At 38.5% G+C, this 26,867-nt stretch carries 24 protein-coding genes, 1 riboswitch and 1 other annotated feature; of the genes, 10 read left to right on the forward strand and 14 right to left on the reverse strand.

The window, feature by feature from the left end:
- Nucleotides 1–15: 15 nt before the first annotated feature.
- A complete protein-coding gene (locus tag J2S17_RS19990) occupies nucleotides 16–1,635 on the reverse strand; it encodes a putative polysaccharide biosynthesis protein (protein ID WP_307477530.1) in 1,620 nt (539 codons plus the stop codon).
- A 356-nt stretch (nucleotides 1,636–1,991) separates the two neighbouring features.
- Between J2S17_RS19990 and J2S17_RS19995 the strand changes: the two genes are divergently transcribed.
- Nucleotides 1,992–3,245 carry a BaiN/RdsA family NAD(P)/FAD-dependent oxidoreductase gene (locus J2S17_RS19995; protein ID WP_307477531.1) on the forward strand — a complete coding sequence of 418 codons (1,254 nt, stop codon included), beginning with the start codon at nucleotides 1,992–1,994 and terminating at the stop codon, nucleotides 3,243–3,245.
- 555 nt (nucleotides 3,246–3,800) lie between these two features.
- Here J2S17_RS19995 and J2S17_RS20000 read toward each other — a convergent pair.
- The 3 genes from J2S17_RS20000 to leuS all read right to left on the reverse strand — a co-directional run bounded on the left by J2S17_RS20000 (nucleotide 3,801) and on the right by leuS (nucleotide 7,086).
- On the reverse strand, nucleotides 3,801–3,983 hold the full coding sequence (locus J2S17_RS20000; RefSeq protein WP_307477566.1) for a sporulation protein Cse60: 183 nt from the start codon (nucleotides 3,981–3,983) through the stop codon (nucleotides 3,801–3,803).
- Between the two features lie 260 nt (nucleotides 3,984–4,243).
- The gene (locus J2S17_RS20005; RefSeq protein WP_307477532.1) at nucleotides 4,244–4,552 is read right to left on the reverse strand and encodes a rhodanese-like domain-containing protein; all 309 of its coding nucleotides are present in this window, start codon (nucleotides 4,550–4,552) and stop codon (nucleotides 4,244–4,246) included.
- Nucleotides 4,553–4,668: 116 nt separating this feature from the next.
- Nucleotides 4,669–7,086, reverse strand: coding sequence for a leucine--tRNA ligase (leuS, locus tag J2S17_RS20010; RefSeq protein ID WP_307477533.1), 2,418 nt, complete (start codon nucleotides 7,084–7,086; stop codon nucleotides 4,669–4,671).
- A 192-nt stretch (nucleotides 7,087–7,278) separates the two neighbouring features.
- Nucleotides 7,279–7,502, reverse strand: a binding site (T-box leader).
- A 185-nt stretch (nucleotides 7,503–7,687) separates the two neighbouring features.
- Between leuS and J2S17_RS20015 the strand changes: the two genes are divergently transcribed.
- On the forward strand, nucleotides 7,688–8,041 hold the full coding sequence (locus J2S17_RS20015) for a hypothetical protein (RefSeq protein ID WP_307477534.1): 354 nt from the start codon (nucleotides 7,688–7,690) through the stop codon (nucleotides 8,039–8,041).
- 51 nt (nucleotides 8,042–8,092) lie between these two features.
- Here the strand turns inward: J2S17_RS20015 and J2S17_RS20020 are convergent, their stop codons facing one another.
- The 3 genes from J2S17_RS20020 to J2S17_RS20030 form a co-directional block, all read right to left on the reverse strand.
- The gene (locus J2S17_RS20020) at nucleotides 8,093–9,274 is read right to left on the reverse strand and encodes an MDR family MFS transporter (protein WP_307477535.1); all 1,182 of its coding nucleotides are present in this window, start codon (nucleotides 9,272–9,274) and stop codon (nucleotides 8,093–8,095) included.
- Nucleotides 9,275–9,512: 238 nt separating this feature from the next.
- A complete protein-coding gene (locus J2S17_RS20025) occupies nucleotides 9,513–9,695 on the reverse strand; it encodes a glycogen biosynthesis protein GlgD (RefSeq protein ID WP_307477536.1) in 183 nt (60 codons plus the stop codon).
- A 14-nt stretch (nucleotides 9,696–9,709) separates the two neighbouring features.
- The gene (locus J2S17_RS20030) at nucleotides 9,710–9,973 is read right to left on the reverse strand and encodes a YtzC family protein (RefSeq protein WP_307477537.1); all 264 of its coding nucleotides are present in this window, start codon (nucleotides 9,971–9,973) and stop codon (nucleotides 9,710–9,712) included.
- Between the two features lie 172 nt (nucleotides 9,974–10,145).
- Here J2S17_RS20030 and mnmL point away from each other — a divergent pair, with 172 nt between their 5' ends.
- Nucleotides 10,146–11,114 carry a tRNA modification radical SAM protein MnmL/YtqA gene (mnmL, locus tag J2S17_RS20035; RefSeq protein WP_307477538.1) on the forward strand — a complete coding sequence of 323 codons (969 nt, stop codon included), beginning with the start codon at nucleotides 10,146–10,148 and terminating at the stop codon, nucleotides 11,112–11,114.
- Complete coding sequence (gene mnmM, locus J2S17_RS20040; protein ID WP_307477539.1) at nucleotides 11,111–11,683, forward strand: tRNA 5-(aminomethyl)-2-thiouridylate-methyltransferase MnmM; 573 nt, start codon at nucleotides 11,111–11,113, stop codon at nucleotides 11,681–11,683. Before mnmL ends, mnmM begins: the two co-directional genes overlap by 4 nt.
- A gap of 26 nt (nucleotides 11,684–11,709) precedes the next feature.
- On the opposite strand, the gene tbcS is transcribed toward mnmM, so the two are convergent.
- From tbcS to J2S17_RS20055, 3 genes are all read right to left on the reverse strand, one after another.
- Nucleotides 11,710–12,789 carry a tetraprenyl-beta-curcumene synthase gene (tbcS, locus tag J2S17_RS20045; protein WP_307477540.1) on the reverse strand — a complete coding sequence of 360 codons (1,080 nt, stop codon included), beginning with the start codon at nucleotides 12,787–12,789 and terminating at the stop codon, nucleotides 11,710–11,712.
- A 174-nt stretch (nucleotides 12,790–12,963) separates the two neighbouring features.
- Complete coding sequence (locus tag J2S17_RS20050; RefSeq protein WP_307477541.1) at nucleotides 12,964–14,208, reverse strand: hypothetical protein; 1,245 nt, start codon at nucleotides 14,206–14,208, stop codon at nucleotides 12,964–12,966.
- Nucleotides 14,209–14,391: 183 nt separating this feature from the next.
- On the reverse strand, nucleotides 14,392–15,195 hold the full coding sequence (locus J2S17_RS20055) for an alpha/beta hydrolase (RefSeq protein ID WP_307477542.1): 804 nt from the start codon (nucleotides 15,193–15,195) through the stop codon (nucleotides 14,392–14,394).
- A 168-nt stretch (nucleotides 15,196–15,363) separates the two neighbouring features.
- Here J2S17_RS20055 and J2S17_RS20060 point away from each other — a divergent pair, with 168 nt between their 5' ends.
- Together J2S17_RS20060 and J2S17_RS20065 are read left to right on the forward strand one after the other, a co-directional pair.
- Nucleotides 15,364–15,885 carry a gamma carbonic anhydrase gene (locus J2S17_RS20060; protein ID WP_307477543.1) on the forward strand — a complete coding sequence of 174 codons (522 nt, stop codon included), beginning with the start codon at nucleotides 15,364–15,366 and terminating at the stop codon, nucleotides 15,883–15,885.
- A 123-nt stretch (nucleotides 15,886–16,008) separates the two neighbouring features.
- Entirely contained in the window at nucleotides 16,009–16,800 is a 792-nt protein-coding gene (locus J2S17_RS20065) for a C39 family peptidase (protein WP_370875087.1), read from the forward strand.
- An 81-nt stretch (nucleotides 16,801–16,881) separates the two neighbouring features.
- Here J2S17_RS20065 and asnB read toward each other — a convergent pair whose 3' ends face one another.
- Together asnB and metK are read right to left on the reverse strand one after the other, a co-directional pair.
- Nucleotides 16,882–18,786: an asparagine synthase (glutamine-hydrolyzing) gene (gene asnB / locus J2S17_RS20070; RefSeq protein WP_307477545.1), complete on the reverse strand. Its 1,905-nt coding sequence runs from the start codon at nucleotides 18,784–18,786 to the stop codon at nucleotides 16,882–16,884.
- A 296-nt stretch (nucleotides 18,787–19,082) separates the two neighbouring features.
- Nucleotides 19,083–20,282, reverse strand: coding sequence for a methionine adenosyltransferase (gene metK, locus J2S17_RS20075; protein WP_307477546.1), 1,200 nt, complete (start codon nucleotides 20,280–20,282; stop codon nucleotides 19,083–19,085).
- A 334-nt stretch (nucleotides 20,283–20,616) separates the two neighbouring features.
- A riboswitch (SAM riboswitch) is annotated at nucleotides 20,617–20,738 on the reverse strand.
- A gap of 423 nt (nucleotides 20,739–21,161) precedes the next feature.
- On the opposite strand from metK, the gene pckA reads away from it, so the two are divergent.
- On the forward strand, nucleotides 21,162–22,745 hold the full coding sequence (gene pckA / locus J2S17_RS20080) for a phosphoenolpyruvate carboxykinase (ATP) (protein WP_307477547.1): 1,584 nt from the start codon (nucleotides 21,162–21,164) through the stop codon (nucleotides 22,743–22,745).
- Nucleotides 22,746–22,793: 48 nt separating this feature from the next.
- Here the strand turns inward: pckA and J2S17_RS20085 are convergent, their stop codons facing one another.
- A complete protein-coding gene (locus tag J2S17_RS20085) occupies nucleotides 22,794–23,036 on the reverse strand; it encodes a DUF2584 domain-containing protein (protein WP_307477548.1) in 243 nt (80 codons plus the stop codon).
- A gap of 82 nt (nucleotides 23,037–23,118) precedes the next feature.
- Nucleotides 23,119–23,904, reverse strand: a complete 786-nt coding sequence (locus tag J2S17_RS20090) for an alpha/beta hydrolase family protein (protein WP_307477549.1) — start codon at nucleotides 23,902–23,904, stop codon at nucleotides 23,119–23,121.
- 305 nt (nucleotides 23,905–24,209) lie between these two features.
- Between J2S17_RS20090 and J2S17_RS20095 the strand changes: the two genes are divergently transcribed.
- The 3 genes from J2S17_RS20095 (at nucleotide 24,210) to J2S17_RS20105 (ending at nucleotide 26,859) form a co-directional block, all read left to right on the forward strand.
- Nucleotides 24,210–25,208, forward strand: coding sequence for an ABC transporter substrate-binding protein (locus tag J2S17_RS20095; protein ID WP_307477550.1), 999 nt, complete (start codon nucleotides 24,210–24,212; stop codon nucleotides 25,206–25,208).
- Nucleotides 25,209–25,295: 87 nt separating this feature from the next.
- A complete protein-coding gene (locus J2S17_RS20100) occupies nucleotides 25,296–26,075 on the forward strand; it encodes an ABC transporter ATP-binding protein (RefSeq protein WP_307477551.1) in 780 nt (259 codons plus the stop codon).
- Nucleotides 26,059–26,859 carry an ABC transporter permease gene (locus tag J2S17_RS20105; protein WP_370875088.1) on the forward strand — a complete coding sequence of 267 codons (801 nt, stop codon included), beginning with the start codon at nucleotides 26,059–26,061 and terminating at the stop codon, nucleotides 26,857–26,859. Before J2S17_RS20100 ends, J2S17_RS20105 begins: the two co-directional genes overlap by 17 nt.
- The last annotated feature ends 8 nt before the right edge of the window (nucleotides 26,860–26,867 follow it).

A 26,867-nucleotide genomic window follows, 5' to 3' on the forward strand; every position in this document is an offset into this window, starting at 1 on the left:
CGGAGACCTTCTTTACTATGCCCGTTTCAACTTTAATTTTCTCAGCAAATTATCTACTCTATCACCAAATAAGAAAAATACAAGTTTAGATTTGTATGCCAGATAGAAGTAAATTCCTGCGCCTGCTGCTGCACAGATAACAACAATGAAAATCGACTGAATATTTGATTCTGGTGATAAGAATAAGGTTATCAGCTTATACATTGCGGCTGTTACTGCCAACATGATTGCTGTGAATATAATGATTAATAAACCTCTTCTAACCACCAAGCGGAATTGATAGCCGGAGAATATTTTAATCACAATCAAATTGATTAGAATTGCTGCCCCGTATCCTAATGCAGTAGCTAAAATGGCCCCTTCTGTTTCCATCCATTTAATGAGCGGAATATTCAATGACAATTTAACTAAGATACCGAAAAGTAAACTCAACATTGTAAATCTCTGTTCATTAATTCCTTGTAAAATGGCTGCAGTGACAGAGTATAAAGCGAATAGCATCGCAACTGGTGCATAGGCCCGCAGCACATCTGCCCCTAACACGTCATATTCATAAAACAATGTGTAAATCGGCTCTGCCAGAAGTGCTAAACCAACAGCAGCTGGCAAAGTTAAAAATAGAACGACTTGAAAGGTTTGATTCAACTGTCTTTTCATACTTAAGCGATCTTCTTCGACAAATGCCTTTGTAATGCTTGGCACAAGTGTCATTGAAAAAGCAATCGCTAACGTGACAGGGATGATGACTAATTTATGGGTTTGGTAATTCAAGATAGATAGTGCTATTTCGGATTCTTCAATAGGGATACCCATTGAATCCATCGCCCGGTTGAAAGTAAGTAAATCAATGAGCTGAAAAAGCGGATTGGCGATACCAACGAGCACAAATGGAATCGAGTAAACAATAATCTCTTTATACATTTCTTTTAAAGAGATATCTATTGTCCCCTTATCCTGCTCTAGCAGCTCATCCATATATGGCTTTCGTTTATACCAATACCAGAATAGGACAAACAAGCTTCCTAACCCGCCAATAAACGCAGCAAAGGTCGCCACACTGACAGCTGTAACTAAGCTTCCATTCATCACATTCATTACGATGAATGCTCCAGCGAGTAAGAACATAATCCGGATAAGTTGTTCAACAACTTGGGAAACTGCCGATGGACCCATTGATTGATGTCCCTGGAAATATCCTCTAATCAAGCTCATAAATGGAATAATAATCAATGCAAAGCTGACCGCTTTTATGACTGTTGCAATATCTTGCAGCTTTTCAGGGTCGTCTACAGAGGTAAAAGCTGCAGCAAGCGTCGTCGCACCTAAATACATAATAAGGAAGCACACGATTCCACTAGCAAGCATAATGATGATCCCTGATTTGAATAGCTTCCTACCTACCGCATATTCCTCGAGGGCATTATATTTGGAAATAAACTTTGATACTGCAAGCGGTACACCCGCTGTCGCAATACTAATAAAAATTGTGTATGGAACGTAGGAATAATTATATAAAATCGTCCCTTCACTTCCAACAATTTGATAAAAAGGAATAACGTAAAATAACCCAAGAAACTTCGAAATAAAGGTACCCAGCGTTAGTATAAAGGTACCACGTAAAAGCTTAGACGACATATAATCCCTTCCTCTTAGCCCAAGCGCCTTCCCAGCCTTGTCAAATTTAAAATATATTAGATTGTTGAACTTTAAAGTTTATTGAATACAACTTTTTATTTTATCATATTTTCCGACAATAACAGACATTAATTTTTAAGCCATACTATAGTAGTTTAACTGTCTTCACGAAGGATTTCCACTTTGAATTCAATACTAAGGTTTGGATATATGAAGAAATGCATTATAATAAGAAAAGCGAAGGCGGCTTGCACAGGGGCTTATGACCTCGTGCCCCTAGCCGCCGCAGCTGGACAGCGCTCTATTAACAAAGCAAGTTAACAACATTTTTCGAATGAATATAAGTTGGTGAAGAAATGAAATATGATGTAATCGTTATTGGCGGCGGCCCTTCAGGCTTAATGGCTGCGATTGGTGCCGCAGAAAAGAAAGCAAAAGTACTTCTTATTGATAAAGGGAATAAACTTGGAAGAAAGCTGGCAATCTCTGGTGGAGGCCGCTGTAATGTGACTAACCGCCTTCCTGTGGATGAAATCATCAAACATATTCCTGGGAATGGCCGCTTTCTTTACAGCGCTTTTTCATTATTTAGTAATGAAGATATAATTAAATTTTTTGAAAAGCTTGGCATCCAATTAAAGGAAGAGGATCATGGCAGGATGTTCCCTGTTACAGATAAAGCCCAATCGGTTGTGGATGCACTGCTATCAAGGTTAGCAGATTTAAATGTGGAAATGATAACCAATTCCCCTGTCAGGGATGTTCATTACAACAATGGCCAAGTGAATTCGGTTGAATTAGCTGATGGCACTTCTTACGAAACAAATGCAGTTGTCATCGCTGTTGGAGGCAAATCTGTTCCTCATACAGGTTCAACAGGAGATGGGTATGCATGGGCGGCAAAAGCAGGTCATACAATTACCGATCTGTTTCCGACAGAAGTTCCGGTAACTTCTGCTGAGCCATTTATAAAAGAAAAAGCATTGCAGGGGCTCTCGCTTAGAGATATCTCACTGAGCGTACTCAACCCGAAAGGCAAACCGCTTATTACTCATCAAATGGATATGATTTTCACCCATATCGGTGTAAGTGGACCAGCCGTATTACGCTGCAGTCAATTTGTCGTAAAAGCGATGAAAAAGTGGAAATTAAAAGAAGTAACAATGAGCATAGATGCTTTACCTGATAAAAAAGAAGAACCGCTTTTCCAAGAAATCATGAAATCAATAAAGGACGAGCCGAAAAAAAGCGTAAAGAACCTTTTAAAGGGCCTCGTTCCGGAACGATACTTACTGTTTTTACTAGATAAAAACGATATAGATTCCACAGCACAAGGCGCTACTATTTCCAACGAGAAAATTAGAGGGCTAACGAAGAGCTTAAAATCATTCCAATTTCAAGTAAACGGCACCCTGCCACTTGATAAAGCCTTCGTCACAGGCGGTGGAGTCTCCGTAAAAGAAATCGAACCGCAAACAATGGCTTCAAAGTTTATGTCGGGTCTTTTCTTCTGTGGAGAAATCCTCGATATCCATGGATATACGGGTGGATACAATATAACGTCTGCACTTGTTACCGGCCGATTAGCGGGAACAAACGCTGCTCTTTAAATAAACTGCGGGGTTGTCCAGATAGTCAGTTTTATTGACTTTTTGGTCAACCCCTTGCTTGTGTTTGGAGAAAAGATATAGAATTTTTTGATAGAAGTAGATTATTTTATATAGGTTTACTATTGATAAAAAATAGTTAACAACAGTAACTCGTTATGCTAAATTAATCTTGAATAAATCATATATTCACAAAGTGGTCAGAACGGATTATGAGTGGGTTTGGCAGATTATTTGATATGAGGCCAGATTATGTGTGCATTCGGCCAGATTACTTAATATTTATCTTGATTATCTGCGAGGTAGTCTTAATGATAGAATAATGAATAAGATATTAGCTGGTTTTCAGTCAATACAGGTCTTCTTTTAACCAATATAAGAGATAATCCTGTGCGTTTTTTTCATTTCCAGCATTCAATTCGGTTATTTTCTTTTAATTTCTCCTCCAAGTGAGCAGTTGATTTTCAATACGAAAGAATAATTATTGGTATTCGCCTTCAATCTACATTCTGGAAAAACCCTCTTTAGTAAAGCACTTAACACTAAAGGACGACACGATTACGCTCGATAGATAATCATTGCAGAAAAACAATAAATTTGTTCATCCTCTTCTTCTTGTATTGCTGCAATATTATACTTAATATCCACTAGTCTTTTCTCTTCTATTTTCTCCAAAAATCGATTCATGGAACGTTCCAAATCCTTTTCATGCTCTTGATCAAATAGCTTCACTTTAATCATATGACTCTGCCTTTCCCTTTTTCTCTTCATTATTGACAGAATAATCTATAAATATTCATTAGTGGTTTGCCCGATACTCTCCGTCTAATTAAATCACATATAAGAAGAAGAAAGGTAGATCCAAAGAATAGTCGTAATCTAAAAGCTTCTTCTTCATAGTAAATAGTTATTCATATATTCAATGACAAAAGCCTAAATAAAATGACTCCGGAACAGAACCGAAGTCATTTATTCTCTCATTATAGGGGATTTTCTTAAAGTTAAAATTGCTTTTCCCCAGACCAATCAAGCATTCCACCAACCATGTTGCGAACTTTATAGCCTTGCTCCTGCATGTAGTGGCAAACTTGCCCGCTGCGGTTGCCTGAGCGGCAGATCATTATGTACTCTTTATCTTTGTCAAACTGATCAAGGTTTTCTGGTATTGTTCCCATTCGAATATGCTTTGCACCAGGAATCATTCCTTGGGATACCTCTTCATCTTCACGTACATCAACTAATTCAAGGTTCTCACCTGCATCTAATTTCTTCTGTAATTCATCGGTAGTTATTTCTTGGATTTCTTCCATGTTTCATCTTCCTTTCTCATGCTCTAATCTTTATTTTAAAAAACATCCTGCGAAAAAGCCAATCGCAGGATGTTTTTCTGTTGCAAAGACTAGGAACAACAGTCCGCTTTCATGTATTAATTAGCAACAATGTTTACTAATTTCCCTGGAACAGCGATGACTTTACGAACTGTTTTTCCGTCGATTTGTTCTTTGATGGTCACATCGTCCATCGCGATTTGCTCTAGTGCATCTTTCTTCGCATCTGCTGGAACCATTAGCTTCGCTTTGACTTTACCATTGATTTGGATGACGATTTCAACAACATCATCAACCATTTTTGCTTCATCAAAAGCCGGCCATGATTCGTATGCCACAGTTCCGCCAGCATATCCTAGCTTTTCCCAAAGTTCTTCTGCTACATGTGGTGCAATTGGTGAAAGCATTTTTACAAAGCCTTCTATATAGCTTTTTGGAAGAGATTCTGCTTTATATGCCTCATTGATGAATACCATCATTTGTGAGATCGCTGTATTGAAGCGCAAGCCTTCAAAGTCTTCGGTCACTTTCTTCACAGTTTGATGATAAACCTTCTCTAGGCTAGATTCTTCAGTCTCAGTAACTTTCCCGCTTAGTTCACCACTCTCTTCAATAAGCAAACGCCAGATGCGGTCCAAGAATCTTCTTGAGCCATCAAGACCATTGACTGACCATGCAATCGATGCATCAAGCGGGCCCATAAACATTTCATAAAGACGAAGTGTATCTGCTCCATGACTTTCAACAACAGCATCAGGATTCACAACATTGCCTTTAGATTTGCTCATTTTTTCATTGTTCTCTCCAAGAATCATTCCTTGGTTAAATAGCTTTTGGAAAGGCTCTTTCGTATGAACCACACCGATATCATAAAGCACTTTATGCCAGAAGCGTGCGTATAGAAGATGAAGAACAGCATGCTCTGCTCCACCGATATAAATATCAACTGGAAGCCATTCTTTAATCTTTTCTGGATCTGCAAGTACGTCGCTATTTTTCGGATCAATATATCTTACGTAATACCAGCAGCTTCCTGCCCATTGCGGCATTGTGTTTGTTTCCCTGCGGCCTTTTTTGCCTGTTTCAGGATCAACAACATTTACCCAATCTTCAATGACGGCAAGTGGCGATTCACCTGTACCGGACGGCTTAATTTCCGTTGTTTTTGGTAAAATCAATGGAAGCTGGTCTTCTGGAACAGCTGACATTGTGCCATCTTCCCAATGAATAATTGGAATCGGCTCGCCCCAATAGCGCTGACGGCTGAACAACCAATCGCGAAGACGGTAAGTAACTTTTTTCGTACCAATTTCTTTCTCTTCAAGCCATGCGATCATTTTTACAATCGCATCTTCTTTATTCATACCATTCAGGAAGTCTGAATTGACATGATCACCATCACCAACATATGCTTCGTTTTCGACATTTCCGCCAGCAACGACTTCTTTAATAGGCAGTTTAAATTCTTGTGCAAATTCATAATCACGTTCGTCATGGGCAGGGACCGCCATAATAGCACCTGTACCATAGCTTGCTAACACATAATCGGCTATCCAGATTGGCATCTTTTCGCCATTAGCTGGGTTGATTGCATAGGCACCAGTGAATACACCTGTTTTTTCTTTAGCTAAGTCTGTTCTTTCTAAATCACTTTTGCTTTTAACTTTTTCAATATAAGCGTCAACTGCCGTTTTTTGCTCGCTTGTTGTAATTTTTTCAACTAACGCATGCTCTGGTGCTATTACAGCGTAAGTTGCACCGAATAATGTATCAGGGCGTGTCGTGAAGACAGTAAATGTGCCTTTGTCACCTTCAATATTGAAAGTAACCTCAGCTCCTTCAGAGCGGCCTATCCAATTGCGCTGCATGTCTTTTAAACTGTCTGGCCAATCTAGTAAATCAAGATCTTCAAGAAGGCGATCAGCATAAGCAGTAATCTTCAGCATCCACTGTCTCATCGGCCTGCGCTCTACTGGGTGACCCCCACGCTCACTTTTCCCGTCAATGACTTCTTCATTAGCAAGTACAGTTCCTAATGCTGGGCACCAGTTAACAGCGACTTCATCAATATAAGCAAGCCCTTTTTCGTACAGCTTCAAGAAAATCCACTGTGTCCATTTGTAATACTCTGGATCTGTTGTATTAACTTCTCGGTCCCAGTCATATGAGAAGCCTAGAGCTTTGATTTGACGACGAAAAGTATCAATATTGTGTTTCGTAAATTCTGCAGGATCGTTACCGGTATCTAATGCATACTGCTCTGCAGGTAAACCGAATGCATCCCAGCCCATTGGATGAAGGACATTATAGCCCTGCATTCTTTTCATACGTGAAAGAATGTCTGTAGCAGTGTAGCCTTCTGGATGTCCTACATGAAGACCAGCACCTGATGGGTATGGAAACATATCAAGTGCATAAAATTTACGCTTTCCTTTTTCTTCACTTGTTTTAAATGTTTTGTTTCCTTCCCAGTAGCTTTGCCACTTTTGTTCAATTTGCTGATGATTAAAGCTCATCTTCATTTCCTCCTAAGATCAGACAACGAATTTTGGCTGCCGATATACATTTTTCAATTTATTAAGTATTATCCGAAAAGCTGAGAAGGCTCGTTCAACCTCGACAGTCAAAGGACGAATCAGACTATGATTTGATCTAATGACTTCGAGAATCCAGCTTCCTCAACTAGACAAAAAAACCCCTCATCCCAAAATAGGGACGAGAGGATTATGTATGACTCCCGCGGTACCACCCACATTAATAGCACTAGGCTATTCGCTTCATTCATCCTTAACGCGGAAAACGGCAAGTATTACTATTCTTCACACTTGCTGCTCAAAGGCGAGTTCATGATGTGCCTGACTGACTTCCACCAACCGTCAGTTCTCTATTGTACAGGCTGCCATTCATTACTATTCCTTATCAATGCAGATACTCAATATATATAATGACATTGTAATCAATTTCCCGACACGTTGCAAGTAGGCCTTTTCGAGTAAAATGTAAGGTTAGTTTATGTGATTACACTATTTAAGGTTCCATATTTTAAGAAAATCACGTATCTCCCTTCCTTATTTTGCCCATAACTATAGTAAAAAATAAGGAAAGGTGAGGAAAATCATGAAGGGCATTTATTTTATCAATGAAAAATGGCAGATGAACGATTACACTACTATCAATGAAAGTACTGACATTCAGAAAGAATCCATTCTTTCATATCTTGAAGCAAACCATATTGAATCAATGAAACTGAATCCTTATCAAATGAATGATTACTACACCATTCCCCATGCATTATTTTACGACTTGAAACAAATAAAGCCACAGCTTGATTGCTTAGTCCTTTACTCTGCCAAAGCGATTGATACATTCATCGCCTCTTATCCTGCAAGGTGGCTTGTGCTAAAAAGCTTTTTCAATGAGGTGATTTTTGTTGATGAAGCTCAGACTGAGCAATGGCAAGATATCAGTTAAGTATAAGAGATCAAATATAATCGCCATGCTGATTTAGGCATGGCGATTAGTTTATGAAGCAACAGTAATTATTTTTTTCTGCTTTAATTTCTTATCATAAATGAGCGTTGTATAGATAGAGACAACTAGCAGAGCAATTAATATCGAGAATAAAACGGATGTCCCATATAAATCAACAAGCACCCCACCAAGCAATGGACCAATCATCCGTCCACCAGTGGCAGTACTATTCACGATTCCCTGATAAAAGCCTTCTCTGCCCTTAGGTGCTAAATCATTGGCGATCGTTGGGACTGCAGGCCAGACTAGCATTTCCCCGATAGTTAAAATAATCATCGCAGCCAGGAATCCAGAAAATGCATCTGCACCACCTGCAACTGCAAATGAGACTGCAAAAATGAGTATGCCAATTGTAATTTGAGTTTTTAAGGATTTCATCCTTTTCACAAGTAAATTAATCAGCGGCTGACCTAAAACAATCAGTGCGCCATTAATCGTCCAAAGCATGCTATATTGTTTCAAAGAAATGCCAATTTCTTGTGTATATGAAGCAATGGTTGACTGCCATTGCACGTAACCGACCCAACAAAGAAGATAGCCGATTAATAATATGAAAAGAGCATAAATCTTAACATTGCCTTTGAATCTGGTGCTCTCTTGTATAACAGATGTCTGTTGAACTTCTTTCGTATCCAAGCCCCGATAACCAAACACAGCGATGAAAAGGAAAATCAAATACATCAATGTATTTGCTATAAAAATTAGTTCGAACGAATAGGAAGCAATAAAACCTGCTAATGCTGCACCGATTGCAACACCTAAATTTGTCGCCACATACATGGCATTAAAGGCTTTTCTTCCCCCTTCTTTCCATACTGAACCTGCCATTGCATACATAGAAGGAAAAACAATTCCAGAGCCGAATCCTAGTATCGTTAAAAAGACAATATATTCAGGCCAACCATGCCAAAAGACCATACCAATTAAAGATACAATCGATATTGCTATTCCGAGCAGAATCGAACGATAACCGCCAATTCGATCAAACAAGGCTCCTCCAATTAAATTCCCTATCACTGTTGCTCCTGCATTCAACATGAGAACAATTCCAGCGACCGACAAAGACTTACCGAGATAATCATGGATAAAGATCGTGTTTAACGGCCACAAAAAAGAAGAGCCGGTTACATTAACCGCCATCCCAATTACTAAAAGCCATAAGGCACGAGGCATGAAAATACCCCCTTTTCTATATTAAAGATTTTATTTTATTTCGAATACCAAAGTAATTTTAGTTCTTTTTCAAAGAACTTGCAATAAGTTTTTTTTGACATTTTCAGACACAAATCCAAAAAGATTAAAGTCGATATTAAGGGGCGGTTTAGTAAGTTTTAATAAGGGTTAAGGGGAATGTAAAAAAGATAGATTATACAAAAAGCCAATATCCCGCAAAAGGACATTGGCTTTCTCTTTAGCTTGATTGTTCAGGTTCTGGGTGGAACTTCGATTTTACTTTTTGCCCACCGGTTTGTTCATATTTTTGTTTAGACAGCTTAATTTCATTATTCTCCTGACCAAATTCAAAATCTTGATTATTTACTCCATTTCTTGTCTTTTGCTCAGGATTATTTTGTTTAGAACGTTTTTTTACCATGGATTATTCACCTCTTAATGTGGAGTGATGATCATTTGATTTTGAAGCTGCTGAAGCTGAAGCCTCATACGGTGTAGCTGCTCTCTTTGCTGGGCATTTGCACTATGTGCAAGGGTCGTTAAATCATTGTAGGCATTCTCTAAATAGGAAAGCGCATCAGCGTATCCACTATCATTGAAATGCTCCTGCATTCTACCGTCCTGATATTGATCCTGAGCAAAGCGAAGTGCATCCTCACATTGCTGCAGAAGGTCATCTACTGAATCACGAGTTGCCATTTTTTCTCCTCCTCTAAAAAGGACTTATGAAGCTTCTTTGCTTCGTAATTAGTTTGCTCTTTCTGGTTTTTTTCTACTATAAGAATTGCTGGCAATTGCATTGGAATCAAGGTTGACTTCGTGATAAGATTGAGTTTGTCATAAGGATTGTAGTGACGAGGAGGAATTAGTTTTGTCTCAAGAAAACCCTTTTCCGTATGCTGCGGATCATAAACGTTATCATACATGGAATTATCACCTGCGGAACCATTTCGGCCATAAAGTATTTAAGGTTGCACTAGATGGCGGATTCGATTGTCCGAATCGTGATGGAACTGTCGCACATGGCGGCTGCACATTTTGCAGTGTCGCAGGCTCAGGTGACTTTGCCGGCAATCGCGCAGAACCGTTGGATGTCCAATTTATAAAAGTTAAAGAAAAAATGCACCATAAATGGAAAGATGGCAAGTATATCGCTTATTTTCAAGCTTTTACAAATACCCATGCACCTGTAGAGGTGCTAAAAGAAATGTACGAACAGGTTCTAGAGCAAGAGGGTGTAGTCGGGCTATCTATCGCAACAAGACCAGACTGCCTGCCTGATGATGTTGTTGAATATTTAGCTGATTTAAACAAGCGCACTTATTTATGGGTTGAGTTAGGCCTGCAAACGGTGCATGAAAGAACCGCTCTACTTATCAATCGTGCCCATGACTTTGATTGCTATGTTGAAGGCGTAAATAAACTGCGTAAACATGGTATTAATGTTTGTTCACATATCATAAACGGTCTCCCTCTAGAAACTTCAAAAATGATGATGGAGACAGCAAAAGAAGTCGCAAAGCTAGATGTGCAGGGTATAAAAATTCACCTACTTCATCTTTTAAAAGGAACACCCATGGTAAAGCAATATGAAAAAGGCTTGCTCGAATTTTTACCTATGGACGAATATATAAATTTAGTATGCGATCAATTAGAGATTTTACCTTCAGAAATGATTATTCATCGCATTACTGGCGACGGCCCAATTGAGAAGATGGTTGGACCTATGTGGAGTGTAAATAAATGGGACGTTTTAAATGGAATCGATGCCGAAATGAAAAGAAGAAATAGTTGGCAAGGAAAGAACGATCATGCACAACCGTTGGAGGTGAGATCATGAGGCTCGAACGAGTTTTGCCCTTTGGAAGAGATCTACTCAAAAAAGCAATTACCCCAGGAGATATCGTGATAGATGGTACGCTTGGAAATGGACATGATACATTATTTCTAGCACAGCTTATTGGATCGACTGGAAGGGTTTATGGGTTTGATATTCAAGAGGCTGCCATTTTAGCCACAAAAGGCCGCCTTGCTGAACACCAACTATCTGATCGAGTAACCTTATTCCATCAAGGGCATGAAACAATCATTGAATGTATCCCGCCCATTCACCATGGAAAAATCACAGGTGCGGTTTTTAATTTAGGATATTTACCCGGCGGCGATAAAGACATTGTTACAAGACCTAACACGACCATTTCAGCGATAGACCAATTACTTGATATCCTTGCTCCTGAAGGCATCATCGTATTGGTTATCTATCATGGTCATCCAGAAGGGGCGGTAGAAAGGGATTACATCCTTCGCTATTTGAAGACTGTTGATCAAAATAGAGCCCATATTTTACAATATCAATTCATTAATCAGATGAATAACCCGCCCTTTATTGTGGCAATAGAAAAAAGATAAAGCGCATTGTTTTAGCGCTTTATCTTTTATGTAAAGGAGAACCGATTCTTTATTGCTCGATACGCGCGCCCATTCATATAGAAAAAGAAGCTCGAGAGTCCCCCTGTTCTAATGATTTTTTTTGCCAGCTTTTTCATCCCATGATGTTGATTGACCTTCTCATCTGATAAATATACTCCTAAAAGTCCACGGTTGATGAGAAGGTGAAACCGTTTATGTGGCAGCTGACTCGTATGTTTATCCGCTTCTGCTACAAAAAAACGAATTCTCTCAAACATCTCTTGTTCATTTTCATAATAGAAACAAAAGTTTAAATCTCCAGCTTCACGATCTTCCTCTTGATCAATTAAGTAATCCAGTAATATGTGAAGACCTTGGATATACGGAAAATAACCCGCACGGATTTTTTCCCCATATATATCTTCAAAATCGGATCTCATTGCATATGAAACAAGGCAAAATATTCCTAATGTAGAGCCTGAACAAGCTGAAAACTCATACCATGCCATCTTTGGAATGTTTTTCTGATTCTCCTCATGCCAACTTTTTAGTCTCGGAACACGTTCTTCCACCATCACATGCTTATGAATCTGCAGATCACAGTAAAACTGACAAAGTTCAATCAAATGCGCTTTAACTCCCTGATAATTCGGTACTTCCTTGAGCACTTCTCTACAAGTAGAGGCTAATTCTTCTAAGTACCCACCATCGTCTTGTTCATTTCTAAACCGATAATAATTTTTCGAATCCGCCATCTCATCAACAGTTAAAGCATCAATCATTGCCTCATGTAATGCCTTAAAATCATTAGGGTCCAGCGATGTGCTCCGGTCACATAAATTATCTAAATAATCACTGATGGTTTGATAGGCGACAATAAACTTGATGACTGGCAAATAAGCCTCTTTTGACAAGAGAGCCATGATAGCTCCCCCTTCACAGTGAAAAGCCTTTTGCTCTATACTATGTAACGCTTGTTTCCGTAGCTCCGAGTCAGGAATCTCATTCGCCCGTTCCTGCCAATAATGAAGCTCCTTATTCACGGCTGGCATAACCTTTCGATAAACATTCACCATCAAACTAATAGGCATAATTGGAACATTCATAAACACCATCCTCTATGAAATGCGAAGGGGGCTTGCTCAGGGGCGACAAGCTTAAGACAAGACAACCGGAAAAGGTAGTCTTTCTTTTTGGTTGGCTTGTCTTAAGACTCGAGCCTCTAGCCCCCGCAGCTGATTTACAGCAATGCGAAGGGGGCACGCTAAGCGCCGACAAGCTTAAGACGGGAAGGAAAAAGAAGGTGATCTATCCTTATAAATTCCTGACTTATGACCTCTTGGGGCTAGCCACCGCAGCTGGACTACTCGATTTGCGAAAGCATAAATTCCGAGTTTTTCACCTAAATCATGTTCCAATATCTCGATTAGAACATAAATCCCGAGTTTTTCACCTGAATCCTGTTCCAATATCTCGATTAGAACATAATTCCCGAGTTTTTCACCTAAATCATGTTCTAATATCGTGATTAGAACATTAATCCTAAGTTTTTCACCTAAATCATGTTCTAATATCTCGATTAGAACATAAATTCCGAGGTTTTCACCTAAATCATGTTCCAATATCGCAATTAGAACATAAATTCCGAGTTTTTCACCTAAATCCTGTTCCAATATCGCAATTAGAACATTAATCCCGAGTTTTTCACCTGAATCCTGTTCCAATATCGCGATTAGAACATAAATTCCGAGTTTTTCACCTAAATCATGTTCCAATATCTCGATTAGAACATTAATCCCGAGTTTTTCACCTGAATCCTGTTCCAATATCTCGATTAGAACATAATTCCCGAGTTTTTCACCTGAATCTTGTTCTAATATCTCGATTAGAACATAATTTCCGAGTTTTCCACCTAAATCCTGTTCCAATATCTCGATTAGAACATTAATCCCAAGTTTTTCACCTGAATCATGTTCCAATATCTCTATTAGAACATAAATCCCGAGTTTTTCACCTGAATCCTGTTCCAATATCTCGATTAGAACATAATTCGCAGGTTTTTCACCTAAATCATGTTCTAATATCGCGATTAGAACATAAATCCCGAGTTTTTCACCTGAATCTTGTTCCAATATCGCGATTAGAACATAAATCCCGAGTTTTTCACCTAAATCATGTTCTAATATCTCGATTAGAACATAAATTCCGAGTTTTTCACCTAAATCATGTTCCAATATCTCGATTAGAACATAATTCCCCAGTTTTTCACCTAAATCATGTTCTAATATCTCGATTAGAACATAAATTCCGAGTTTTTCACCTAAATCATGTTCCAATATCGCAATTAGAACATAAATTCCGAGTTTTTCACCTAAATCATGTTCCAATATCGCAATTAGAACATAAATTCCGAGTTTTTCACCTAAATCCTGTTCCAATATCGCGATTAGAACATAAATCCCGAGTTTTTCACCTAAATCATGTTCTAATATCGTGATTAGAACATTAATCCTAAGTTTTTCCACCTGAATCCTGTTCCAATATCGCGATTAGAACATAAATTCCAAGTTTTTCACCTGAATCCTGTTCCAATATCTCGATTAGAACATAAATTCCGAGGTTTTCACTTGAACTATGTTCCCTAAAAGAAACAACCCATAAAGTTAGCTTGCTCTATTCCTCTTCAATCTACACTGCAAAGAGACCAATCACACTAAATACCCAATCGCTTTCAGTTGACTCATAACAAAGTCCTTTGCATAGTCATAGACATCTTCTCTCTCAGGCTCATTAAATATTTCATGATAGCAATTAGGCCATTCTTTGAAGCGCTTTTCGGAAAATGGCGCTTGATTGAACCAGGTTTTCACAGGTACTTTATTTACGATTTTATCGTCACCGCCTTGCATCACTAACAAGGGTACATCCTGAACCTTATCTATTTGCTCTAAAGCATCTTTCATTGCTTTTGCTAACTCACGATACCATCTAACAGAAACTTTTGTGATGTATAATGTATCATTCAAGTCCGCGTCTCTCACATCTGGATTACGTGTTGCCATTTCAACAGTTAAACCGGAGTTTAATCTTAAAGAAGGAGTGATAACGTTGAGGCCATATGAAAGAATATTTAATGGCTTTGCTGGTACCTTTACCAGTCCCAGACAAGGAGATGATAATATTACACCAGCAAGCTTCAATCTTTCTTCTTGTAAGAGCCGAATAGATATGAGTCCTCCCATACTATGTCCGAGAAGAAAAACAGGCAAATCAAATTCATATGCTGCTTGAATCCAATCTTTGACTTCCACTAAATATTCATTAAAGGAATCAATATGACCTCTGTTAGAACGTGTGGTCATTCCTTGCCCAGGAAGATCTCCCATAATGACATGAAACCCGGATAATCGCCACATTTCTATCAGCCAGCCATATCTTCCATGATGTTCCATTGCACCATGAACCATGACTATGACCGCCTTTGCCTCTCCTTCAGCTTCCCACTTCCACATAGACCTTCCTCCTAAAACTGTTCTGTTTCGTACATGATTGTTATTTTATATTATATCCTACATACGAAAATTCTTCATATGTAATGCAATTAAATTACACAAAATCTCATTACTTAAACTGCCTATGGTAAAATCGAATTATGTAAATTATTGAAGGAGTTTGATAATATGATCTATCCATTTAAAGATAAACAACCAAAAATCGCAGAAAGTGCGTTTATTGCCGACTATGCAACAGTGACTGGAGAGGTTGAAATCGGAGAAGAGTCCAGCGTATGGTACAACACTGTCATCCGTGGCGATGTTGCCCCAACCTATATAGGTAAAAAAGTGAATATCCAAGATAATTCTGTATTACATCAAAGTCCAAATAATCCACTTATTCTAGAGGATGAAGTAACCGTAGGCCATCAAGTCATTCTGCATAGCTGTGTCATTCGAAAAAAAGCTTTGATTGGAATGGGCTCTATTATTCTTGACCAAGCAGAAATTGGCGAAGGCGCATTTATTGGTGCTGGTAGCCTTGTCCCGCAAGGAAAAAAAATCCCTCCGAATACCCTTGCCTTTGGTCGTCCTGCTAAAGTGGTGCGTGAATTGAACGAAGAAGATATTAAAGATATGGAGCGCATCGTTCGCGAGTACGCTGAAAAAGGTCAATATTATAAATCTGTTCAGCAAGAGTCAAAATAAGACTCACTTTTCACTTATATAATTCCAAATTGAGCCGATATAAAACATGAAATTAAACAATAGGTGGTGCAAGCATTGTTTTTACTCTATATTGCCCTGTTCCTACTCGTTGCCGTTTTGATTATGACAAAAATGAAAAAAAGTGCGGCTTTGTTATTCATCACATTGTTTTTTGTCATCATCGGCTCATTCCTTTCCGGTAGAATTCCAGTTGCGATGGCTATGGAAAATCTAAAGGATTGGTTTAATAAGGAAAATGAATCTCAAATGGCTGATTCAGACAATGAAGAAATCTTTATCGTGAAAATACAAGATAAAGTGTTAATAGATACTCCATCCATCCCTCAATTTCCCGAACTGCCAAGAGGCTGTGAAGTAACCAGTTTAGCCATGCTGCTTCAGCATGCAGGAGTAGACGTGGATAAAATGACTTTGGCTAAAGAAGTTAGGAAAAATGATGAACCGTATAAACAAAAGGACGGTAAAATCTATTATGGGCATCCTAATGATGGATTTGTTGGGGATATGTATACATATGAAAAAAGAGGGCTCGGAGTATACCATGCGCCAATAAAGGAATTAGCGGAACAGTACCTGCCTGGTAATATCCTGGATATAACCGGTTCAGATTTTTCCTCCATCAAAACACATCTGTCAGATGATCGACCGGTATGGGTAATTACCAATACAACTTATAAAAAACTGCCATCGGCTTCTTTTCAAACATGGCAGACATCTAGCGGAGAAATAGATATTACTTATAAAGAGCATTCCGTTCTGGTCACAGGCTATAACGAGGATTACGTCTTTTTCAATGATCCTTATACAGGCCAAAAAAATACAAAAGCGCCAATTAAGGATTTCGAGGCTGCTTGGGTACAGATGGGCCAGCAAGCTATAACTTACTTAAAATAAAATTCTTCTTGCTATTAAGGATAATTAACTACTCATACAAAAAAGACAGAAGGAATATTCCTCTGTCTTTTTTGTCTCTTATTAGCCTTTTTGCGGCTCAAGATTCTTCGCTTTAATAAATTCGTTTTCAAAAGAATATTTCTTTTCCACAAATACATTATGCCAAACCATGAACATTAATACTGTCCAGATTTTACGGCTATAATCGCCTTTATCTTGGCAATGATCTTCAAGCAGCTTTAACACATAATCTTTATTGATTAAATGCTCCGTGTTGCTTTCACGAATAATCGTTTTTGCCCAGTCGTTCATTTCATCTTTTAACCAATGGCGGATTGGCACTGGGAAGCCCAATTTTTTTCTATCGAGCACATGGCTTGGGACAATGCCTTCAGCCGCTTTTCGCAACACATATTTTGTTGTCCCATTCGCAGTTTTTAAGCTTGTTGGGACATTTGCAGCGACATCAAATACTTCCTTATCAAGGAATGGAACCCGCAGCTCAAGCGATTGAGCCATTGTCATTTTGTCAGCTTTAAGAAGAATATCTCCACGCATCCAAGTATGGATATCAATAAACTGCATTTGGTCTACTGGATCATAGCCTTTACTTTCCGCATACAAAGGTTTTGTTATATCACGATAATCCAGACCTTCATTGTAAACATGAAGTAGTTTGCGTTTTTCTTCCTCAAGGAACATTTTTGCATTACCGATATAGCGTTCTTCCATTGGAGTCACACCACGTTCGATAAAGCTCTTTCCTTTCATTCCTTCAGGCATAATATTCGCAACTGCTTTAAGCAGAGATTTTCCTGCTTTAGGAATTTTATTAAACATTTCAAGATCTTGCGGTTCACGATAAATATTATATCCACCGAATAATTCATCCGCACCTTCACCTGAAAGAACAACTGTCACATGCTTACGCGCTTCTCTTGCTACGAAATACAGCGGTACGCAGGCAGGATCTGCTAACGGGTCATCCATATGCCACATAATCTTTGGCACTTCATTCATATATTCTTCAGGAGTGATAATATAGCTGATATTTTCAACGCCTAATTTTTCTGCTGTTTCCTTTGCTACATCCACTTCACTAAAACCATTTCTTTCAAATCCGACAGAGAAAGTTTTAATTGAAGGATGGAACTGTTTAGCGATTGAAGCGATAATGGAAGAATCAATTCCGCCTGAAAGAAAAGAACCTACTGGCACATCACTGCGCATATGCACTTTTACAGAATCAATCAGCACATCTTGAATTTCTTTAATATAATCAGATTCAGATCTTTGGATTGGATGGAAAGCCGCTTTCCAATAGCGCTTGATTTCCATTTTTCCGCCAATTTTCTTTGTGAAATAATGTCCAGGCTCTAATTTATGAATTCCTTCAGACATTGTTAGCGGTTCAGGTACAAATTGATAGGTCATATAATGCTGCAAAGCTTCATAATTGATTACATCGTTCTTCAGAGCAAGTAAAATACTTTTCTTTTCTGAAGCAAAGAATGTTTTTTCACCATCGTCAAAATAGAAAAATGGCTTAATTCCGAATGGATCTCTTGCTCCGTATAATGTTTCCTCCTGTTTATCCCAAATAACAAAAGAGAACATCCCGCGAAGCTTCTCAACCGCTTTTTCTTTGTATTGGCTAAACATTGCAATAATGACTTCTGTATCGGAGCTTGTTTCAAAAGTTAAGCCTTTTTCCAGCAGTTCTTCACGAAGTTCAACATAGTTATATACCTCACCATTAAAAATGATCCAATAACGTTCATTTTCATAGGTTAATGGCTGATGGCCGCTCTCAATATCAATAATACTTAAGCGGCGAAAACCAAATTGTATATGATCATCAAAATAATAACCGGCATCATCCGGTCCTCTATGTGTGATGATATCATTCATATTTTTAAATTGCTGCTTTACATCTTCACGATAATTCTGTGCTTTTTCATGTACACAACCAATAAATCCACACATTATGTACGTCACCTTCTTCATCTTATTCTTTTACCGTATTTCATCATAGCTCTATTCTTCAAAAACATCTAGAGGTTTCTTACTACTGTAAAAAACACTTAATAATATTACCATTATTCCATAAAAGATGGTACAAAGATATAAAAAAACAGGGGAAAATAAAGGAACTGATACTTTCAGTTTTGTCTTAACTATTGGAAAATAAACTTTTTTTCCTCCCCTTTAACATAAGACGAAATAAAAAATGCGGAAGTTACATTTAACTGCAACTTCCGCATTTGCCATACATAAAAATATTATTTTAACGCTTCTGTACGGATTGCTTCTGCTTTATCTGTACGTTCCCAAGGAAGATCCACATCTGTACGGCCGAAATGTCCGTAAGCAGCTGTTTGTTTATAAATTGGGCGACGAAGATCAAGCATTTTTATGATGCCAGCTGGACGTAAATCGAAGTTATTTCTCACTACATCAACTAGTACATCTTCATTCACTATACCAGTACCAAACGTATCAACTGAAATAGATACCGGCTGCGCTACACCAATTGCATAAGCAAGCTGAACTTCTACCTTGTCAGCTAATCCGGCAGCAACGATGTTTTTCGCTACATAACGAGCAGCATAAGCAGCTGAACGGTCTACTTTGGTAGGATCCTTACCAGAGAATGCGCCCCCGCCATGGCGAGCATAACCGCCATAAGTATCAACGATGATCTTACGGCCAGTTAAACCAGCATCTCCTTGAGGTCCGCCGATAACGAAACGGCCCGTCGGATTGATGAAATACTTAGTATTTTCATCAATTAATTCCTTAGGAACTACTGGATTGATCACATACTCTTTAAGATTACGTTGAATTTGCTCTAAGCTGATTTCTGGATGATGTTGAGTAGAAATAACAATTGTATCAATACGTACAGGCTTGTCATTTTCATCATACTCGACAGTCACTTGTGTCTTTCCATCCGGGCGAAGATAAGGAAGAATTTCTTCTTTACGTACTTCAGTTAAACGACGGGAAATTTTATGAGCTAATGCAATTGGAAGAGGCATAAGCTCTTTCGTTTCATTGCATGCAAACCCAAACATTAACCCTTGGTCTCCAGCACCAATCGCTTCGATTTCAGCATCGCTCATATGACCCTCACGAGCTTCAAGCGCTTGGTCAACACCCATTGCAATGTCAGCTGACTGCTCATCAATGGAAGTTAATACAGCACATGTTTCAGCATCGAAACCATACTTAGCACGTGTATAACCAATTTCCTTCACAGTTTCACGAACGATTTTTGGAATGTCTACATATGTGGAAGTAGTAATTTCCCCCGCCACAAGAACAAGACCTGTTGTTACAGATGTTTCTGCAGCAACACGCGCATTCGCATCTTTAGATAAGATAGCATCTAAGATCGCATCAGAGATTTGGTCACAGATTTTATCCGGATGACCTTCAGTCACTGATTCAGAAGTAAACAATCTACGTTTTGTTGACATCTGACTTCCTCCTTATTTATCGAGTAAACAAGACTAAGAAAACTTTCTAAGTCTTAAATTTTTTTTGATACGGAACTCATTCCCTTAGTAGTATGATATAAACATGATCATTTATGAAGAAGATATGTGATTGATTTTTAATTCCCCAATAACCTATGCGCAAAGTTGGTATATTGGGAATGACCCATCATATTCTTCCATGCCTCATAAATAGAACATTCCAAAAGCCGCTCATCTCATTTACAATTCACTTTTTTTGTCTTAAGCCTAAGACATGAAAAAAAACCTTCCCCATTAGTGAAAAGGTTGAAAGCAAACTGATTCGCGCCTTTCACTCTTATCGATCAAGGAATCATTGTTTATCCTTGCTTCAGGTTAGCACCTTTGCACATAAAATGAAGTTGGCAGGTTGCTGGGTTTCATAGGGCCTGTCCCTCCACCAGCTCGGGATAAGAGAGTATCCGTTCAAGGATTTATCATAACTTACAGAAAGGCTCTAGTCAATTATTTTTCATTATTTAAATAGGTGTAACAGAAATTGTTAATGAATTGCCTCTTTCCACTTTATTTATAACCAAATCTAGAAACATAACCATTTATTGTCCGATATCATAGAATATTCTTCCATAAAAAAAAATCATTTCCTTATATATAACAAAATTACAACAAAATAATGAATCAGCCATTTTGAAAAAGTTCAACCTAAAAAAAGGAATATTTTTTGAATTTGTGACAATTTCATGATTTATGAAAAATCCGCGAAATAGTATAGACTATATAATTTAATGTGTTATACTATTTTTGAAGATAAAACACATTCGAATTTTGAGATATAATTTCTTTTAAAAATAATTCTGAATAAAGGAAGGTATTCATCAGATGAATTCTGTATCGATAACTGAGTTAAATGATCTACTAAAAGGCGACAACATCCAAGTTCAATTATCTGTTCCTCAGCTTGTGGAAAAAGTATTAAACCGTAATGAGGGAGTACTTACTTCAACTGGTGCAGTTCGTGCCACTACTGGAAAATATACTGGCCGTTCACCTAAAGATAAATATATCGTTGAAGAAGCTAGCTCTAAAGATAAAATTGACTGGGGAAGTGTCAATCAGCCAATTTCAGAAGAATCCTTCAATAACCTTTACAATAAAGTCATTAGTTTCTTAAAAGATCAAAACGAATTATTCGTTTTCAAAGGATTTGCAGGTGCTGATAAAAAACACCGTATGCCGATTCAAGTAATTAATGAATATGCATGGCATAACCTTTTTGCTCATCAATTATTTATTCGTCCCGCAGAAGACGAGTTGATTGATCATGAAGCAGAATTTACAGTTATCTCTGCACCAAACTTTAAAGCAGATCCTGCAGTAGATGGAACAAAGTCTGAAACTTTCATCATCGTATCTTTCGAACGTCGTATTGTTTTAATCGGCGGAACTGAATATGCTGGTGAAATGAAGAAATCCATCTTCTCAGTTATGAACTATATGTTACCACAAAACAGCATTTTGCCAATGCATTGTTCAGCAAACGTTGGCCGTGAAGGCGATGTTGCTTTATTTTTTGGTTTGTCTGGAACTGGTAAAACAACATTATCAGCTGACTCCAACCGCCGCTTAATTGGTGATGACGAGCATGGCTGGTCTCCAAATGGTGTATTCAATATCGAGGGCGGCTGCTATGCTAAATGTATTAACCTAACTCGTGAGAAAGAACCACAAATCTTCGATGCGATTCGTTTCGGAGCAGTTCTTGAAAATGTTGTATTAAATAATGAGACACGTGTTGCTGACTATGATGATAGCACTTTAACTGAAAATACTCGTGCTGCTTATCAGCTTCAAGCAATTGACAATATCGTTGAACCAAGCATTGCTGGTCATCCGAATACGATTGTCTTCTTAACTGCTGATGCATCTGGCGTACTGCCTCCAATCTCTAAATTAACAAAAGAACAAGCTATGTATCACTTCTTAAGCGGATATACATCTAAGCTTGCTGGAACAGAGCGTGGAATCACTTCACCTCAAGCCACATTCTCAACTTGCTTCGGCTCACCATTCTTGCCGCTTCCTGCACAAGAATATGCTGAAATGCTCGGAAAGAAAATCGACGAGCACAATGCAAAAGTCTTCCTAGTTAACACTGGATGGACTGGTGGAGAATATGGAGTAGGCAGCCGTATGAAGCTGGCTTATACTCGTGCAATGGTTGAAGCAGCATTAGAAGGCGAATTAAACCATGTAGAGACAACAAAGGATCAAATCTTTGGTCTCGATATTCCTCAACATGTTACTGGTGTACCTGATGAGGTTCTTCTACCTAACAAAACTTGGGCAGACCAAGCTTCTTATGAAGCAAAAGCAAAAGAACTTGCTGCTCAATTCCGTGAAAACTTCAAGAAGTTTGGTAACATCTCTTCAGATATCGAAGAAAAAGGCGGACCAATCGCATAATTTCATACAAAAAGGACGATGTTCAATGAACATCGTCCTTTCTTTTACTTAATTTGATGATTTCAACGAAACCAGCTGATACTTAATTGTAGTCAGGTTACTTTCCATCTCTACTTTTCTAATAACCGCTGTTCCACTTAATTCCCCATCCAATGTCTTTTTCACTTCAACAGGAATATCGAGCGGATATAAACGATATCCCTCTTTTGTTAAGGAAAAATAATTTTCATCTAGACGCACTTCTCTGCCTTTCGTTACAATCATCGTATTTAACTCTAATGGCATCCCCATAATTATCTAGCCTCACTTTGTCTTTATGGTATTATTTTATATCAGATTTACAGACAGATAAAGCATTCTCTATCATAAAACGCTATATGCTTATCCTGGATTGTTCCTTCATCCACATGGTCAAATCCACTACAATTTTCCGATTCTTGTTAGGTGGAAAATAATGGGTTAATTCGCGAAAATACCAAGTTTCCACATTTTTATTAAGCTCCTTCAACCGATTCTCAAGCCTATGGGCGTGTTCAACGGATACATTATGATCCTTCTCGCCATGGATAATAAGAACATTGGCTTGTAACTTTTCCAACTCAAAAAGAGGCGTGCGATACTCATATCGTTCAGGGTACTTATTAGGCGTACCCCCAATCACCCTTTTCATCATTCTCCGTAAATCCTTTCGTTCTTCATAAGTAAGAAACATATCACTCACCCCACCCCAAGTCACTACTGATGCAACTTCAGGCTGATGGATAGCTGTGAGAAGCGCCATTACACCACCTCTTGAAAAACCAAAAATATGTACTTTCTTCACTCTAGCATGTGTTTGCAGTAAACGAAAGGCAGCAAAAGCATCTTCCCTATCCTCACCAGCGAAGTCCTCGTTGCCTTCCCCACCTTGGTTACCTTGATAAAAGGGCGCGAAGACAATAAATCCTTGAGAAGCAAATTGAACAATTCTACCTGGCCTTACTTTGCCTACATTTTTTATTCCTCCACGTAAATATAAAAAGCCGTCATAATTCTCAACATCTTTTGGTTCAGCTAGCAAACCTTTGACCTTCAAGCCTCCAGCCATGTAAGTAACAAGCGATAATTCTATGTCTGGATGAGGAGAAGGAAACCTCCATTTGTTTATGATCTTTGTCAAAGATATCCCCCCTTAATTTTTAAATAGGAAAAGCACAAATCGATTGCATGGTTTTGAAACAGGAAAAGTGAAGTTCTATCTTAAAAGACAAACGGTGGTTTATTCGTTACAAAGACCCCCTCCTCACTTTTACTTTTCCCTGCAAAAGATGTCTTTCCTTATTTGTCCATTCCCTTTATGTATGCCAATATATCCACTATTAAAGTGTGAAAAAGATTTAAATAGGCACTCACACATTTTTGTCACGTTCATACGATATTTTAGGCTTTTAAAACAGATGCTTTTATTTGGGAGGTTCAAAAATAATGAAAAAGTGGTTGAAAATTAGTTTTTCCCTATTCCTTATTACCATTCTCATCATTCCACTCGCTGCATGCGGCAAGGATGAAGTGACGAAGGTGCGGATCGGCGAAGTAACTCGCTCTATATTCTATGCTCCTCAATATGTTGCCATAGAAAAAGGTTTTTTTGAAGAGGAAGGACTCGACGTTCAGTTAACGACAACCGCTGGTGGTGATAAAACAATGACAGCGTTGCTTTCTGATGGCATTGATGTGGCTCTTGTCGGCTCTGAGACCTCCATTTATGTGTCCGCACAGGGTGCAAATGATCCAGTTATTAACTTCGCACAGCTTACTCAAACAGACGGAACTTTCTTAGTCGCACGTGAAAAGATTGATAATTTCTCATGGGATCTTTTAAAAGATAGCACTTTCCTCGGTCAGAGAAAAGGCGGTATGCCGCAAATGGCCGGTGAATTCGCATTAAAGAAACATGGCATTGATCCGCAAAAAGATTTAAATCTTATTCAAAATGTTGATTTCGCTAATATTGCACCAGCATTTTCATCAGGTACAGGTGAATTTGTGCAATTATTTGAACCAACAGCAAGTGTTTTTGAAAAAGAAGGAATCGGTCATATCGTTGCTTCTTTCGGCGTTGAATCAGGTCACTTGCCGTATACGTCATTCATGACAAAAGAAAGCTTTATTAAAGACAATTCGGATACGGTTGAGAAGTTTACAAGAGCCATTTATAAAGCTCAACAGTGGGTCGATTCCCATACTGCAAAAGAAACAGCAGATGTCATCAAGGGCTATTTCGATAATACGGATTTGGATATCATCGAAATGTCGGTTGAACGGTATAAAAATCAAGACTCCTTTGCAACAGATCCGATATTGGATCAAGAGGAATGGGATAATCTGCAAAATATTATGGATGAAGCCGGAGAATTACCACAACGTGCAGACTATGATTCCTTAGTAAATACGTCTATCGCTAAAAAAGTAATGGAAGAGTAAAGGTAGAAAACGGCAGACCATTTAGCCACTTAGATCTATTTTTTCCATTCTTATGGGTGGCTTTTAATGAAAAGAGGAGACCGAAATATGGAATTCTTAAAAATTGATGATATTCATCATACTTATTTTACAAAAACCAGTGCAGTTACGGCCCTCTCCGATGTTTCACTTGATGTGGCTGAAGGAGAATTCGTTTCTTTCCTAGGGCCAAGCGGTTGCGGTAAAACCACATTGCTTTCCATCATCGCTGGGTTAATCAAGCCAACAGAAGGCTTGGTTGAACTAGAAGGTAAAAAGGTTGGAACAAAGGATAATGAAATTGGCTATATGCTTCAACAAGACTATTTATTTCCATGGAAGACAATTGAAGAAAATATACTTCTCGGTCTTAAAATTAGCGGCAGCCTTGAAAAGGATAAGATACAATACGCACATGATTTATTAGAAAAAATGGGATTACAGAGCGTTGAACCCCTTTATCCGAAACAGCTTTCCGGGGGGATGAGACAAAGAGTAGCGCTCGTGCGTACTCTTGCTACTGAGCCAAAGCTTCTCATGCTTGATGAGCCCTTCTCGGCGCTTGATTACCAAACAAAGCTAAACTTGGAAAATCTCGTTTCCAATACCTTAAAATCTTTTGGCAAAACTGCCATCCTTGTCACCCATGATATTGGGGAAGCAATCGCAATGAGCGACCGGGTTTATTTATTCTCTCCCGGCCCAGGACACATACACAAAATGTTCCATATCCCAAAAGAATTAAGAGACCTTACCCCATTTCATACTAGAAATCACGAGGCTTACACAGACATTTTCCAATCCATCTGGAAGGAGTTGGAATCCATTGAGCCTGAAGACAAATACTGAACTCCTTCATCAACAATTTATCCACTCATTAAACCGAGAGAAAAGATGGGTGAGGTTCTACCAATTTTTAATCTTCATCGTCATATTTGCCGGCTGGGAAATAGCAAGCAGACTGCAATGGATAGATCCTCTAATATTTAGTGCACCCTCAAAGGTATGGAATCTATTGATCGTTAAAATTCAAGATGGTTCCCTATGGCTAGATTTAAGCTTTACCTTATCAGAAACTGTATTAGGGTTTATATTAGGGACTTTGTTAGGAACGCTTTTGGCCGCATTGCTCTGGTGGTCACCATTCCTCTCAAAAATACTTGATCCTTACTTAGTTATTCTGAACTCAATGCCTAAGGTTGCCCTTGGCCCGATTCTAATTGTTGCTCTCGGTCCCAGCTTCACATCGATTGTGGCAATGGGTGCCATCATATCCGTAATAATTACCACCATCGTCGTCTATACATCATTCAGAGAAGTAGACCCGAATTATATAAAAGTCCTGCAAACCTTTGGCGGCACAAGATATCAAATATTCAAAGAAGCCATCCTGCCCTCGTCCTTCCCTGTCATCATTTCTACTTTAAAAGTAAATGTAGGGTTATCATGGGTAGGTGTCATTGTCGGAGAATTCCTCGTAGCCTCTAAAGGCCTCGGCTACATGATTATATATGGCTTCCAAGTATTTAATTTCACCCTAGTCATGCTTTCCCTGCTCATCATCGCTGTCCTCGCAACGATCATGTATCAAGTAGTCGAGTTGATTGAGAAAAAATTAATAAAAAATAACTAATCGTGTAT

This window comes from Cytobacillus purgationiresistens (assembly GCF_030813235.1).
Classification (GTDB): Bacteria; Bacillota; Bacilli; order Bacillales; family Cytobacillaceae; genus Cytobacillus; species Cytobacillus purgationiresistens.